Below are 13,890 nucleotides of genomic sequence, written 5' to 3'. Positions count from 1 at the left end.
TTATATGGGTATTTATTTTTCTTTCAGACGATAACAACACCCAACTCCCGGTCACTGATTGATTCTTACGCATAATCACTAAATATTAAAGCACAATATAAGAAACGAACTAGGGGGTTATACCGAGGATGTTATATCTGATTCATTTAGGAGTTATTTCCCTTTGGATGACAATAGTGCTTTGCAAGAGAAAGTTATCCTGGCATTCTATTATAACCGCATACGTAATCGGTGTTTATTGCGCAGATATATTTGAGGGTTTGTTTAACCTGATTTTAGGTCTTTACAAATTCACGACTCATTTGAGTACAAATCCAATTTACGCAAACGAATTTGGTGTTGTATTCGCCGATTTTTTAATTCTTCCCTTCACGCTCATTATTTTTGTTTATTATGCAGCCAGGTCACATCACCCTTGGAGAATATCTATTTTGTTTGCAGTTTTATATATCATCTTGGAGTTAATTTACTTAAAATTAGGTTATTTAAAGTATATAAACTGGAACATTTTCTTTTCTACCTTTTTTTATGTAGTTGGTTTTCGCGTCGGCGCATATCTTGCTCCGCGTATTTCAAGCTACAATCCTCCGGTTCCTTATCGTGTCCGCTTGCTTTGTTTTTCACATATGATTCTGATGTGGGTAAGTACTGTCTTCGCATTACCCTTGCTCAAGATGTACCAATTTAAACCTGGTTTTTTTAAAGATATTATGACCGATTGCCGAGTTGCAGAATTAATATCTGGAGATATATTAGCTATATTATGTGCCATTTTCATCCCGATAACTCCACAGAGGCTAAAGCCTTTGGTATTTGCTGGTATAGCTTTAGTCGGCGTTACCATCGCCATTTTCGCTTATCAAAAAGGATGGTTCATCTACTACAATTGGAGTCTGCTATTGTCTGCATTACGCTATGTCGTTCCTATTGGCATCATTATGCTATATGATCGTTGGGAATCTTCCTACAAAACAATTTCAATTTATAGAGCTACCTGAATCCACCAGACATAGAAATGTTATGAAAGTAATCTCCTTATATTGTTTACAATTTATACAAAAAGCTTTACCCACTTTAAAACAATACCTGTACGAATACGTTAAAATAGTAAGGATATGGATTTTATTCTCATTATTATATTTCTAATAAGGTGGTGTTAAATTTGTTTACTGGACACTTTGGGGTTGTTGCTACAGCGAAAAGTCAAACTCCACTTTGGTCACTATTGGTCAGCTCGGATTACTTGGTATTACAATTAGTCCATTTAATCTAGCTAGAGTGGAATCAATGAAACCAATTGGTGAGGGCGGCTATCCTAACACGATAGTTATGCAATCTACACTCATATAGTTATTTCCACCTTCTGTTTAACACTATTTGTGATACCCTCTCCAATGTTTAACTAAATAAGGTTTTTGATATGTTAGTGAGCGTAAATTAATAGTGTAGTCTCGCTTCCATCTATAGTGAAAGAGGCGTTTCTCTGTTTCGTTAATCCACTAACATTCCGCTAAGAATCATTAAGGCATTGAATAACATATGCCAAATTATTGCAGGAATGATACTTTTTGAATGGACTGTAATAGCCCCGAAATAGAAGCCTCCAACACTAAATAAAAGGCAACTAACCCAAGAGAATCCTAAGGAATAATGTTGGAGGCCAAATCCAATGCTCGTTATCAATACCGCCCATCGATTGCCAAAACATTCAGAAAAACGACTTAGAAGTATGCCTCTCCATATAATTTCTTCAAGCACGGAGTTAAGTGTTGAAAAAAGCAGCAAAAAACCCCAGATTTCTTGGATGTATATCCAACTATTATTCACAATAAACGGCATAATGGCGATAAGATTAATGAGCATCGCCATGGCGAGAAACTTACTTACTTTCACTTGACGGAAGCCGGACCAAATAAATGGTATTCGAACGAGCTCCCCCCATTGCGGTTTCTGCCAATAGCTCATAGAAGGAAGTCTGTAAATAAGTGATATACATATTAATGGAATGATTAGTACGATCAATGACAACCTATTGAGAATGATCCGCATTTCCTCAGGACTCATGTCCGCAATCCATTGTGAATTCACATAGCCATAAAGAAAGAATCCAATACCGAAAGTCAGTGTGATCACAATAAAAAATCTCATTGATTTATCGATTAAGATGAGCCCTACACCTATTCCCCAAACAGTCATTAGCAGATAGTTGTTTAATTGTAAAACGATAATAAGTGTCCCAAACAAGATCAACGATGTGATATTTCGTTCAGCGCTGCTAGGAAATAAAAGTGTTTCTTTCATAAGTTGTGAATCTCCTTCTATTACTGGTTATCCATATATTTGTCTATATAATTCTCTTCGGCGCTTCTTTTGCCTACTTTTATACGTTCCATGTTTCTTCATTGTCTTATCTGTTGTCTCTGTTTGTTTTTTTGTATTCTCATTTTTTATCTGCATTATCTTTTCTACCGTCTCTGTCTGCTTATTTGTATTCTCATTTTCCTTCATCTTTTCTACCGTCTCTGTCTGCTTATTTGTATTCTTATTTTTCTTCTTCCTCTTGATCTCCGCTTCTATTTTCTCCTTAATCATTTTCACTGTTGATTCGATCAAATCTTCGACTGGTATTTTTTCAATTAGGGAACTAAGTATAACCTCCTTTCTAGACTCTTCATTTCCTCCTACCTTCGTTTGTTTCTCTACCTCTTGTTGAATAAATTGATGCCACTCCTCATCATTCGTTTGGTTAGAAACTGTCGCAAGCCCTTCTTCTACGGTCGAATTAGAATCGATTTTCCCTTGTATCTGATCCATTGATTGAAAACCTCCTTTATATGTTTGATGCATTTATTTTAGGTGTTTACTCTCCATGTATTTTATGTAGATTAGTGTTTCTTGCTTAGACTGAAGTGGAATTTATAGAATAATAGATTATTACCTATAGAATCTGGGATATTTATTCATATACTGAATTAGTCTGACAAAGCAGGAGTGAAAAAGAATGCAAACAGATAACATGAGTATTGGCGATAAAATCTTATTCATTCTAGGCATGAGTTTATGTGGCGTGTTGTTTTTTGTATTAGTGGTGGGCGTTATCGCTGCACTGTTTATATATTGGGGCCAGGGGGACGACGAGGAACGTACAGAGTCGATTGATTCCGCTCCGATGCAGAAGAAAAAAATAGTGCGAAAGCGATGAACGTCGATATCTACATGATGAAGCTTAGACTGAATGGAACGCAGGAAAGATAGTATCCTAAGGAGGTGAAGCAGTTGCCGAGGGAAAACCAAGCATTTTCAAAAGTTTTGAAACAAATTCATGTGAAATTTAGATACTTTACCGAGAACTATATGACAGCAGTGAAAAAAGGAGCAAACGTAGCTGAGAAAGAAATCAAAAAAGCTGTTGAGGATCGAGATCAACCCTTCGAAGTGATTGTAATTAAATTATTCGAAGCTATTAAGAAAGGTGTACTATATGCCGCTAGACAAATGATCGATTTCGGAGTTAATATTGTCGAAACTAAAGAAAAGTCGAGAAAGAAATAAGGTAGCCTATCTAAATATCACTCAATGCTCTGCATATGTAAAGCAATGAATGACTCTTAGAGATGCATTATCTCCTATAGAGCCAGCCATTGCTCAGTCGCTTGATTGTTCTTTCCTAATCTCTTGCTGCAGATGGTGTTTAATGAGGTTTGGATGGTAATATTCAAGCATCTGAATTCCCGGTTTACGCCCGAAATACATGAAGTATCTTTTGTAGGGTACTTTATTATGCAGATTAGGAAAGCGAATCTTGACAGGCTGTCGGAAAAGATCAACCGCTTCCTCTTCGTTCACGAAGCCCGAGTCGACTACCTTTCGGAGAGACCGTACTCCAAGTGAACTGATCGCTTTACCAATTCCCTGCTTTTGATGTGCAATGTTCTGGAACAAAGCAGGGGGTACGTGCTTGGAATATACAAGTGCAATGTTGTGTGACACGACAAATCCACTCTTTTCCCCGATCAAAACCGATTCTCGAATATAGTACGGACCTCCTGAAAATTCGCCCATTAAGTTTGTATCTTCAGCAATTTGTTCTTGCCGGATCACTTGTACTGTTACTTTTTCATTCAGTAACATTTCTAACAAATCTGTTGTACGTCCATCCGTCACTAAAAGTAAGTTGAGTAACAATTCTTGTAACAAATCCGAGGCTTTACGTTCAAACTGCGAGTCTATCATACTTTCACCTCCATCACCTATTGTGTCAGGCTATCTGTGACAGTAGGAAGGCTTAGTGGTACAAACCAGAATCGCAAACGCCGTCCCAAAAGGCTTGAAACTCTTCCATGTTGAGTTGCTGCTTCCCGTCGGAAAGGGCATTCGTAGGATCTGGATGAATCTCCACCATAACCCCATCTGCCCCAGCAGCAAGTGCCGCTTTTGCACAAGGGAGGAGAATATCCTTCCGTCCAGTCGAATGACTGACATCCACTAGCACAGGAAGATGGGTTTCCTGTTTTAAAATAGGAACAGCAGAAATATCAAGCGTATTGCGGGTTGCTGTCTCGAAAGTGCGGATTCCACGTTCGATTAACATTACCTGGTCATTGCCATGATGCAAAATATACTCTGCCGCGAGCATAAACTCCTCCAAAGTAGCGGAAAGGCCTCGTTTCAGTAATACAGGTTTATTCGTTTGGCCGACTGCTTTGAGCAGGTCGAAATTGTGCATGTTACGAGCACCTATTTGAAAGATGTCAATATACTTGGCTGCAGTATCAATCTGATCGGAACTCATAATTTCGCTAATCGTCACCAATCCCATTTCATCTGCAACATCCTTCATCATTTTTAACCCTTCTTCACCAAGTCCTTGAAAACTGTAGGGAGAGGTTCTTGGTTTGAACGCTCCACCGCGTAGGACCGTTAAGCCCGCTTTCTTTAGTGCGGAACCAACTGTTATGAGTTGCTGTTTCGATTCGACCGAGCAAGGACCTGCGATCAGCGTTTGTGAGGATCCTCCAATAACCGTTTGCTTAACTTTAATAATGGTATCCTCACTTTTATGGTCGCGGCTTACGAGAAGCTGCGATTTCTTTTGTTGCGATTTATCACTCAAGATAACCATCCTTTCTTTCTGTTGATCAATAGAAAGCATCCTGACCACTTACTGCTCTATTGTTGCTTGCATAAATCTATTTCGATGTGCCGTTACTCTGCTTTTTGATATATACAGGCTTTAATGATGGCGTGTTATCCATGAGACCAATTCGATCGATCATCGTAATGATTTCAACAGTAACTGGCACCTTAAGTCGAGAAGATAAAAAAGAACGGATATTTTCTTCTGACCATTTTTGGGAATCATGCGAATCTAGTAAAAAGTGCAGACCCTCTTCCTGCTCTATCACCTTCCAAGCATCCGGAGCAGGAGATAACGAGTATACAGATTCCTGAATATCCATTGCGTCTAGGACGGTGTTTCCGAAACGAATTCGATCCTTGCTTCTGCCGTAATGAACCAGTTTGGCTCCATCTCGGCCGCAATCACATAAACCTTGCTCTACAGAGATAATGTCTTCGTTAAAATATCGTAACAGTGGAGAGCCTTTATGAGATAGTGTCGTAATTGTTGCAAAACCTCTTTTTCCCTCTTCCACATAGTTTGAACCGTTCTCATTTAGCACTTCTACGAAAAAATCTTGTTCTACGATATGCATATTGCCATATTCACACATTGTAGCGATATTAGCGGTTTCCGTTGAACCGTACATATTAAATACTGGCACGTTCCACAGCTTTTCTATATGCTTTCTGCGCTTATCACTCATTAATTCGCCTGCAACACATATGGCACGCAAAGCAGGAAAGTCCTTACTTGGCTTAGCCCCCCCTAGACGAGCCACTTCAGCCAACAGTTCCATCTCACGTGGAAGCCCGGCCATTACTGTGACAGAAAGATCCTTCAACAAATTTAATACTCTTGGATAAGGAGTAACGACCGTTCGTCCGCTTGCGGGAACGACTCCAGCCCCTGTTTGCCAAGCAGCATGCTGCATTAAGAATGCTGGCAGTGCCATTGCATAAGGAAAACGGATCAACACAAGGTCGTCAGACGTCAAACGCACGCCACATTCCTTTAGTTGTCTTCCACCAATTTGCAAATCTTCTTGGGTAAACCACGAGGCAGAGGGCACTCCGGTTGTGCCGGTTGATTCATGGTATTGCGCTATTTCCTTCCTGTCGACGGCAAGGTGACCGAAAATGCCAGCTTCCCGTAAATCTTTTTTCGTTGTTAATGGAAGTGTTTTGATCTGATCCAATTCCATTCTGTTTGCAGTATGATCCGCTAGTTTCCTTTTATACAAGGGAGATTTTTGAATCCGCTTATACATCTCCTGAAATTTCCTTGCCCTCTCTAAATCAATGTCGCGCATATGCCACCTCCTCTCTATTGTTACGATATCTATTTAAATACTCTAGTCGCTTTGCCAAACGTACGAGGAATATCATCTCTGATTATAACTTTACAATCTATCCCAATCCGATCCGCCATGTGCTTTTGTATCTTTTTCACTAATTGCTCATCACTTAGATTCGTACGAAACTTCTCGGCTTCAATTGTTAACACCCCTTGATTAAGCTTAAGGTGATACCATAAACCTACATCTGGAATCTCCACAAGAAAGTGCTCAATCATAAATGGTGAATAATCTTCTCTGCCTATACGCAACATGTGTTCCATTCTTCCTCTTAGCTGCAGAACATCCATCGTGATTCCACAATCACAATTGGATTTTTGCAATTTACCTAGATCTCCGGTGCGATAGCGTACCATCGGCATTCCCTCACGCAGCAGTGTCGTAACAACGATTTCTCCTGTTCGCCCGTATGGAAGCACTTCTTCAGAAACCGGATCAATAATCTCCAATTTAACATGGCCTTCCATGACGTGATATTCTTGATGTTTGCTGCATTCTACTCCGATAACTCCGCACTCGGTTGAGCCATAAAAAAACGAAACTTCGCATCCCCACCACTTTTCCAAACGTTCACGGAAGGCGGGAGAACATCCTTCACCGGTAAGCCAGATTTTCTTCAACCGAATATCTTCACCTATCTTGATACCGTACTTCTCACTTTCTTCTGCTAGCAACGCTGCGTATGATGGCGTTGTTGTAAGCACAGTGGCTTGATACTCCTTCATTAAATCCAACGACTTATCAACCGGAGCCATATATCCACCTTTTCCAAGCGATAACACTGCGGTACCAAAGGCAAACTGGAATAACCGCTGGAATCCAAGTCCAGGCAGCGCGAACTCATATGGGAGCGCGATTGCCGCGACATCATCATTTTTTTCCTTAAACAGTTCCAAATACTTCGGTAGCAGATCATATACATATTGGTCAGCCAAGGTATAAGAGGTATAAATTGGTTTACCCGATGTACCACTTGTAAGATGAACTTGGCCTATTTCTTTTGGATCAACACATAATATCTTCTCTTTATCTCCCCTAATAACGTCTTTAAACAACATCGGTACAGATGCTAATTGTTCTAAACTATCTATTTTAGGCTCCGTGAATCCTGCATCCTCTAACTTTGAATGATAATATTCATTTTGATTCCACACATATTCTAAAGTGGCGTTAATTGCCTGCAACTGATATTCGTCTATTTCTTCATGGGGTAGTTTTTCAATCGTTTTTCCTTGGTCATCTAATTCTTTATAAAATTCTTTGAATTGTTCTAGATGGGATGAATGTTTATCCACGGAAACTGTCATCATATGCGTTTGAGACTTCTTCATTTTCATCCTCCATTCCATGTGTTTTTCTAACGCTTCAAACCTCCACACTAAATTACTTGTACCATTTGCCCATGTCTAAGGGCTAATCTTCCATAATAGCATTGATACATGGCATGTTTGCTAGATTCTTATCTATTTCTTCTCTTCATAAATTGGTTTACTATCACTGCTATACAATTCATCCTTCCTTATTCTTTATTAAATGCAAGTAATGTCAGACTTGACTCGGACAAATATATCATTTGATAAAAATCAGGGAATTCATCCAAGCGGTTCTTATGAACATACATATCGTAACTAGCACAAACTATTTTAAGGAGGAGGTTGAACCGCATTGTTATACGGATTGGAGAATGATCCAGATTTTAAACATATCAATACAAGTCTATTAGTCAGCTGTCCATCCAGTGGTTCTAACCAGGGTGGCCTATTTTTGCTAGATTTTGAAAATAATGCTTTTGAAAAACTTTATACCGGAAGTTGTTCAGGAGTGACACTGGTTAATGACCGATTGTTCATAGCGTCTGACGATAACGAACTCATTACGATGGACCAGAAGTTTCAAGTCACCCAGAAAAAACAATATCCGAAACTCGATTTTCACGATATCGTGAAGTTCAATGATGATGTTGTGCTGGTTGTAGAAACTGCGATCAATGCAATCGGTTGCTATGATACTGAAACATTGACACGATTAGGGGAGATTCGAATTAATGCAGAGGACAAAGACGTCCATCATATTAATGATATTTGGTTGGATGGTCATACATTATATGTTTCTATGTTCTCCCCCTTTGGCAAATGGTATATGAACCCTATGGATAAAAACGGTGGAATTGTCGCAATTGATTTGACCGATTTTGATCCCGCTCAACAACTCCATATCGCCCCTGAGAACCATATCGTTGTAAAGGACTTGTATATGCCACACACTGTAATGATGCATCAAAACGAATTAGCATATTGTGACTCCATGTCATTCAATGTCGTAGTAGGAAACACGACACCGATTCAACTACCAGGTTTTACACGTGGTCTTGCCATAACAGAACAGACGATCTTTATCGGACAAAGCAGGATGAGGCATGTTTTACGAATTCCTCACGAATTCACGAATTGCTGCTTGGATGGTGGAATCTACGTCTACGATCCTAAATTTAGAATTTCGCGCTTTGTACCATTGCCAGCGCAACAGGTATATCAAATCCAGATTCTTGATCCAAATTTTTTTAGAAGGGAGTAATTGTAATGAAACAATTTGAGGAAGGAAAAAAACTATTTATGAAAGGTGTAGACGGGGATAAAAAAGCGGTAAAGCTCGCCTATGATATTTTCTTAAAGCTTCGCAATACCGCTCCTAACAATGCTCTTATCGAAGCATATTACGGTAGCACTCTCGCACTATTAGGACGTGATGCCTCTCAGCCTTTGGAGAAAGCAGATAAAGCGCAAGAAGGACTAGATGCTTTGAATCAAGCAATCTCTAAGGATCCCAATCACAAGGAAATTCGGATGTTACGATCAAATGTATGTTTACGTCTACCAGAATCCTTTTTTCAATGCTCAAAGGTAGCGGTCGAAGATATCTCCTTCCTACTAAATCGTTATCAAAAAGATTCTAGTTACCTTACTAATAACCAAGTGAGAGAATTGATAAAAGATCTAAGTACTGCTTACCAGAATATGGGTAATCCAGACGAAGCAAGTAAAGTTTTAAAACGTTTATCCAAGAAAAAGTAGTAAGAAAAGCGCAGGGCGCTCAAGTGGACAGAAACGTAAATTTTATACTTTCTGTCTTTCTAAAAAATATAAAGGAGGTATAACCATTTGGTAAATATAAGCGAGAAAGATATCCAGCTTTTGCAGGAACAGGTGATTTCATTACACAAGGAAGCTGTAGAAGGAAATGCAAAGGCCGTTAAAGACTTGCATCAACTGTTGGAACGGGTGCGATCCGACCATTCAGATATCCCCCTTTTGGATGCATACCATGGCAGCACTATGATTTTAATTGCTAGGGATAAGACAAATCCGTTAGATAAATTAAGGTGGTCGAAATCAGGACTGAAGCTTCTAGATGGAGCGGTAAGTTCCGCCCCTCAAAACATCATGGTCCGATTATTACGAGGTAAGGCTGCATATAAATTGCCTGAAAAGCATTTCCATCGGGCACGAACAGCGATTGAAGATTACACTTTTCTTATCAAGCGGCAAATACATGGAGAAGGCTTCCTTAATACCAAAAGATACTGGCAGCTTATTTATGAACTTGGTGAAGTATACCACCGAATTGGTCGAAATCAGGATGCTAGTATATGCTGGCTAAAACTAAAGAACGAAGCGCAAGACCCTAGTTTTCTGCATCTCCTTCAACTAAAGCTTAAGTTATTGGAAGGAAAACCTTCTGTTGAATATATACCAGACGCAGAGAGCCCAATATCAAATTTGATAAGAAGGGCCGCTAATGCAACTGAGAGCGAACTCAACAACCGGTTGAAGCAGCAAAAGAAATAAGAACAACGTAAAAGATCAAAAAGATAAGTTAGACCAATTTCCAATAGATAAAAAGGAGGTAAATCATATATGATAAAAGATATTATTAAAGAGGTAATTAAGGATACAAAGGAACACTCTGAACCTATAGTTGCTGATGCTTTGACCAAAGGAGCTACCCACCTCAGCAACAAAATGAATGATGTGGTGAACGATGTAAATCAGTCTCCCCCAATTCTATTAAAAGAAATCGCGATTACATTGAGGAATAGTGCAATCATAACAGGAAGAGAAATGATGATGAGAGAATTGGAGTTTATTCAGAAAAAACGGGCATAAACTGCCCGTTTTTTGTCATTACCCTTAACAAAAAACACCATAGCTTTGGTGGCTGTGGTGGTTTTTTTATTCTTTATGCTAGTTCTCTTTTATTATTTCTCCTATCATTTGTTCATTGCATCTTGCAATAATTGTAGAGCCTCTTCATTCTTCGGCTCTATAGCTAATGCTTCTTTTAGCGCTTCTCTTGCTTTAGCCAGATCAGCCGTTTCCATATAACATTTAGCCAGGGATACCCATATTTCAATATCATTCATCCCTTGCTCAATACAATAACGGAATTCTTTGGCCGCTTCAGCGGGATCCCCTCCTAGCATATCCGGCGTATTTAATAACTTGGAACCATTCATCCTCCTTGCGAGTGGCAATGTCGGATCGATTTCAAGAGCAACTGTGATCTCATTTTCTAACTTGTTAAAAAGATCAATTTTATCCGTCAAACTCCACGCTGTATCAATTTGACGACCGTAAACTGCAGCGAGCCATGCATGAGCTTCCGCACTGTGAGGAACCAGTGAAATTGCCTCTTCGAACAATCGATGTGCTTTCTCATACTCATTTATTCTAAACGCACTATATCCTCGATCAAGCAAGTCTCGTAACAGAATAGAGCTACTTACATTTGGATCCTCACTACCTTCATTACCAATATATTCCTGCCTCTTTGGAACAATATCTTGTAATAGCTCATTCCGATTAAGCAGTGTACCGTAGCCTATCTCTACGGTTACCGCTACTTTTAGCATTTTGGATAATTTTCCTTCTATTTCTTCCAAAGACCTCTCATCATATTGTTCTGAATCGAGCATTATATGAAGGCCATTCTTTTGCTGTATCACTTTCCAAGCAGCTGGTACGGGATCCAACGAGTATATAGCATCCTGAATATCCTTTTCATCTAACACAATCCCTTTAAATCTTGTTCTTTGCTGCAATTGCCCGTAACAGACTAGTTTCTTTTCCGTTTTCCCACATGGGCATAAGCCTTGCTCGAAAGAGATCACATCTTCATTGAGATATCGTAGCAGTGGTGAAGCTTGGCTAGACAATGTGGTAATTACAGCAAGTCCCCTGTCCCCTTGATCAACAGGTCCAGAACCATCTTCCTTCCATGCTTCAACCACAACATCCTGCTCAAAGATATGCATCGCTCCATGCTCACACATGGCTGCAATATTACCAGTTTCATTAGTACTGTATATATTAAAAAGTGGGACATCCCACTTACGTTCTAGATGCTCCTTTCGACGATCACTCATTACTTCTCCGGTAACAATGATCGCTCGGAGAGAGGGAAAATGCTCACCTTTGTCTAAACCAAGCAACCGGATTGTTTCGGTCATCCGTTCTATCTCTCGAGGTGATCCGACAATGACCGTGACAGAAAGTCGATCCATGAGACTAAGTAGCTTAGGATATGACATAACCATACGATGCGCAGGAATAATGGTTGCCCCCACTTCAAGGCAGGCTTGCTCCATATGAAAGGAGGTAGTCGTGAATTCTTCTGGAAAACGAAACAGTACAATGTCTTCTTTGTCTAATCCGCACCCTTTTATTTGTCTTATGCCTGTTTCCAAATCCTTCTGTGTAAGCCAAGTAGATGTCTTTTTTTCAGTAGTATCGACTGATTCACAATAATGGATCGCTTCTTTATGCTCAACAGCAAGATGGTCAAACGCTTCTGCCTTTCGAAGTTCGGCATTTACGGTAAATGGCAACTTAGAGATTTTTTCTAGTCCTATGTTCATCAGATTATAATCTGCTAATTTTCGTTTATAAAAAGGGGCTTTTTTTATTCTTAACAGCAAATCCATTAGTTTTCTCTCTCTATCATGCTTGTCGTCAGACATGGATAACTCTCTCCCTTCGGTTAATCTTCAGTCATGCATAGTGGTTGTTTGTTATAACATTCCATATCCTCAAGGACTGGAATGTCTAGTCTATTGTCTGAACCTCTTATTCTTCTCTTTCAAAAGTGAAGGATTGTCAGCTTAATGTGTCAACAATCCCACTTTAACAATTAGAAAAGAAAGCAAATAGTAGCATTAATTTCACATGTTTTCTTATCTATGCATTATTAAAATATATAATGATTATATGTTGTTTTCTAAGATATGCTCTCGGCTAATGCCATTATCAAGATCATCAGTAAAGAAATAGAAAATGTGAAAAGGATGAAGGTTTTTATTAGAAAATGATTTTAAAGTTAAAGAATTGACCCGGGGTATTGCAGCATGGCAAGAAATGAACTTTCCTGTCTCCAACTCAATCCAAGATAATACATATCTGATAATTGTGGGGCTAACTCCATGCGAACGAATAAAAGATATTGGATAGGCCTGCTAAGTGTGTAAATTAATTCGACGTTAGATAATTGTTAATAGAAAAATAGATAATGAAAATCCAACAAAAAAGTTTCTGATCATTAAAGAATGATCGGAAACTTTTTTAGTTATTTTTGGCTAGTTATGTCTCATCTGTTTCTGCGGTTACGAAGACAAATGAACTGGACAGTGTTCCGTACATGCTTCGTATCATGCTGAACCGTATAAAGAATTGCTTATCCACTAGTCAAAAACGGTAACTTAACAGTTTGTTCAATATTCCTTCTTTGTTACCTCTTTTTCAGGGTTAAAACAACGAAAAATACGCAAGATCAGGAATTTATTTGATGTTTTTTGCTAAAAACTGTATTCTGCCTCTTTCTCTTCTCGAATTTTGGTATATGTTTTGGTTAGTACGACTGTGTCCTCAACCAATCGATCGATTCGGGATACCACATCATCATTGGTAATTTCTTTTCTATAAAAATCCTTTTCTTCGATAAATACATAAGTCTGCACAACTTGTGCTTTCATATAAAATAAGATCGGTTTTAATTGCTGTTCTGCAATTAGGTAATGTTTTGGTGAACCTGCCGTTACAAGAATACTGACCACTTTATCGCGAAAGGCATTGACTGGAAGCAAATCAAATATATTCTTCAATGTAGCTGGAATAGACGCTTGAAAAATAGGCGTTCCAATAATGAGTGCATCTGCTTCCATTACTGTTTGTGCAACATATCTGGTATCTCCTTTATACTCCCAATAGTCACGTCCGTCACTAAATTGAACATCGTATTCTGCTAAATCAATCCATGTCACTTCAGAGTTGGGGTAGTTTTCCATGACAGCTTTCATGGTGTAATCCATAGCCGTTCTTGTTTTCGTGCCAACATTTGAACCGGATAATACGGCGATCTTCAT

The 13,890-nt window shown here is 39.0% G+C and carries 14 protein-coding genes and 1 pseudogene; 7 read left to right on the top strand and 8 right to left on the bottom strand.

What is annotated here, in order from left to right; genetic code table 11:
- Positions 1 to 128: 128 nt before the first annotated feature.
- The gene (locus ACTWP4_RS04370; protein ID WP_443127542.1) at positions 129 to 998 is read left to right on the top strand and encodes a hypothetical protein; all 870 of its coding nucleotides are present in this window, start codon (positions 129 to 131) and stop codon (positions 996 to 998) included.
- 493 nt (positions 999 to 1,491) lie between these two features.
- On the opposite strand, the gene ACTWP4_RS04365 is transcribed toward ACTWP4_RS04370, so the two are convergent.
- On the bottom strand, positions 1,492 to 2,301 hold the full coding sequence (locus ACTWP4_RS04365) for a lysostaphin resistance A-like protein (RefSeq protein WP_443127541.1): 810 nt from the start codon (positions 2,299 to 2,301) through the stop codon (positions 1,492 to 1,494).
- 27 nt (positions 2,302 to 2,328) lie between these two features.
- The gene (locus ACTWP4_RS04360; RefSeq protein WP_443127540.1) at positions 2,329 to 2,814 is read right to left on the bottom strand and encodes a hypothetical protein; all 486 of its coding nucleotides are present in this window, start codon (positions 2,812 to 2,814) and stop codon (positions 2,329 to 2,331) included.
- Positions 2,815 to 3,001: 187 nt separating this feature from the next.
- On the opposite strand from ACTWP4_RS04360, the gene ACTWP4_RS04355 reads away from it, so the two are divergent.
- Together ACTWP4_RS04355 and ACTWP4_RS04350 are read left to right on the top strand one after the other, a co-directional pair.
- Positions 3,002 to 3,202 carry a hypothetical protein gene (locus tag ACTWP4_RS04355; RefSeq protein WP_443127539.1) on the top strand — a complete coding sequence of 67 codons (201 nt, stop codon included), beginning with the start codon at positions 3,002 to 3,004 and terminating at the stop codon, positions 3,200 to 3,202.
- 74 nt (positions 3,203 to 3,276) lie between these two features.
- Positions 3,277 to 3,552: a hypothetical protein gene (locus tag ACTWP4_RS04350; protein WP_443127538.1), complete on the top strand. Its 276-nt coding sequence runs from the start codon at positions 3,277 to 3,279 to the stop codon at positions 3,550 to 3,552.
- A 93-nt stretch (positions 3,553 to 3,645) separates the two neighbouring features.
- Here ACTWP4_RS04350 and ACTWP4_RS04345 read toward each other — a convergent pair whose 3' ends face one another.
- The 4 genes and pseudogenes from ACTWP4_RS04345 to ACTWP4_RS04330 form a co-directional block, all read right to left on the bottom strand.
- Positions 3,646 to 4,233 (bottom strand): 4-hydroxybenzoate synthetase, encoded by a 588-nt coding sequence (locus ACTWP4_RS04345; RefSeq protein ID WP_443127537.1) that lies wholly within the window; start codon positions 4,231 to 4,233, stop codon positions 3,646 to 3,648.
- A gap of 52 nt (positions 4,234 to 4,285) precedes the next feature.
- A pseudogene (locus ACTWP4_RS04340) lies at positions 4,286 to 5,149 on the bottom strand (bifunctional 3-deoxy-7-phosphoheptulonate synthase/chorismate mutase); the annotation flags it as partial.
- A gap of 40 nt (positions 5,150 to 5,189) precedes the next feature.
- Positions 5,190 to 6,431 carry a phenylacetate--CoA ligase family protein gene (locus ACTWP4_RS04335; protein WP_443127536.1) on the bottom strand — a complete coding sequence of 414 codons (1,242 nt, stop codon included), beginning with the start codon at positions 6,429 to 6,431 and terminating at the stop codon, positions 5,190 to 5,192.
- A 29-nt stretch (positions 6,432 to 6,460) separates the two neighbouring features.
- The gene (locus tag ACTWP4_RS04330) at positions 6,461 to 7,807 is read right to left on the bottom strand and encodes a phenylacetate--CoA ligase family protein (RefSeq protein WP_443127535.1); all 1,347 of its coding nucleotides are present in this window, start codon (positions 7,805 to 7,807) and stop codon (positions 6,461 to 6,463) included.
- A 334-nt stretch (positions 7,808 to 8,141) separates the two neighbouring features.
- Here ACTWP4_RS04330 and ACTWP4_RS04325 point away from each other — a divergent pair, with 334 nt between their 5' ends.
- The 4 genes from ACTWP4_RS04325 (at position 8,142) to ACTWP4_RS04310 (ending at position 10,639) form a co-directional block, all read left to right on the top strand.
- The gene (locus ACTWP4_RS04325) at positions 8,142 to 9,050 is read left to right on the top strand and encodes a DUF4915 domain-containing protein (protein WP_443127534.1); all 909 of its coding nucleotides are present in this window, start codon (positions 8,142 to 8,144) and stop codon (positions 9,048 to 9,050) included.
- A 5-nt stretch (positions 9,051 to 9,055) separates the two neighbouring features.
- The gene (locus ACTWP4_RS04320; RefSeq protein ID WP_443127533.1) at positions 9,056 to 9,547 is read left to right on the top strand and encodes a tetratricopeptide repeat protein; all 492 of its coding nucleotides are present in this window, start codon (positions 9,056 to 9,058) and stop codon (positions 9,545 to 9,547) included.
- An 87-nt stretch (positions 9,548 to 9,634) separates the two neighbouring features.
- A complete protein-coding gene (locus ACTWP4_RS04315) occupies positions 9,635 to 10,321 on the top strand; it encodes a hypothetical protein (RefSeq protein ID WP_443127532.1) in 687 nt (228 codons plus the stop codon).
- A gap of 69 nt (positions 10,322 to 10,390) precedes the next feature.
- Positions 10,391 to 10,639: a hypothetical protein gene (locus tag ACTWP4_RS04310; protein ID WP_443127531.1), complete on the top strand. Its 249-nt coding sequence runs from the start codon at positions 10,391 to 10,393 to the stop codon at positions 10,637 to 10,639.
- A gap of 104 nt (positions 10,640 to 10,743) precedes the next feature.
- Here ACTWP4_RS04310 and ACTWP4_RS04305 read toward each other — a convergent pair whose 3' ends face one another.
- Positions 10,744 to 12,492 (bottom strand): tetratricopeptide repeat protein, encoded by a 1,749-nt coding sequence (locus ACTWP4_RS04305; protein ID WP_443127530.1) that lies wholly within the window; start codon positions 12,490 to 12,492, stop codon positions 10,744 to 10,746.
- Positions 12,493 to 13,323: 831 nt separating this feature from the next.
- A complete protein-coding gene (locus ACTWP4_RS04300) occupies positions 13,324 to 13,890 on the bottom strand; it encodes an NADPH-dependent FMN reductase (RefSeq protein ID WP_443127529.1) in 567 nt (188 codons plus the stop codon).

Origin of the sequence: Gracilibacillus sp. D59, assembly GCF_052246695.1 — a bacterium.
In the GTDB taxonomy this organism is placed as follows: domain Bacteria; phylum Bacillota; class Bacilli; order Bacillales; family Amphibacillaceae; genus Gracilibacillus.
The sequence above is the reverse complement of the archived record's forward strand: the minus strand, read 5'-3'. Positions and strand labels throughout refer to the sequence as shown.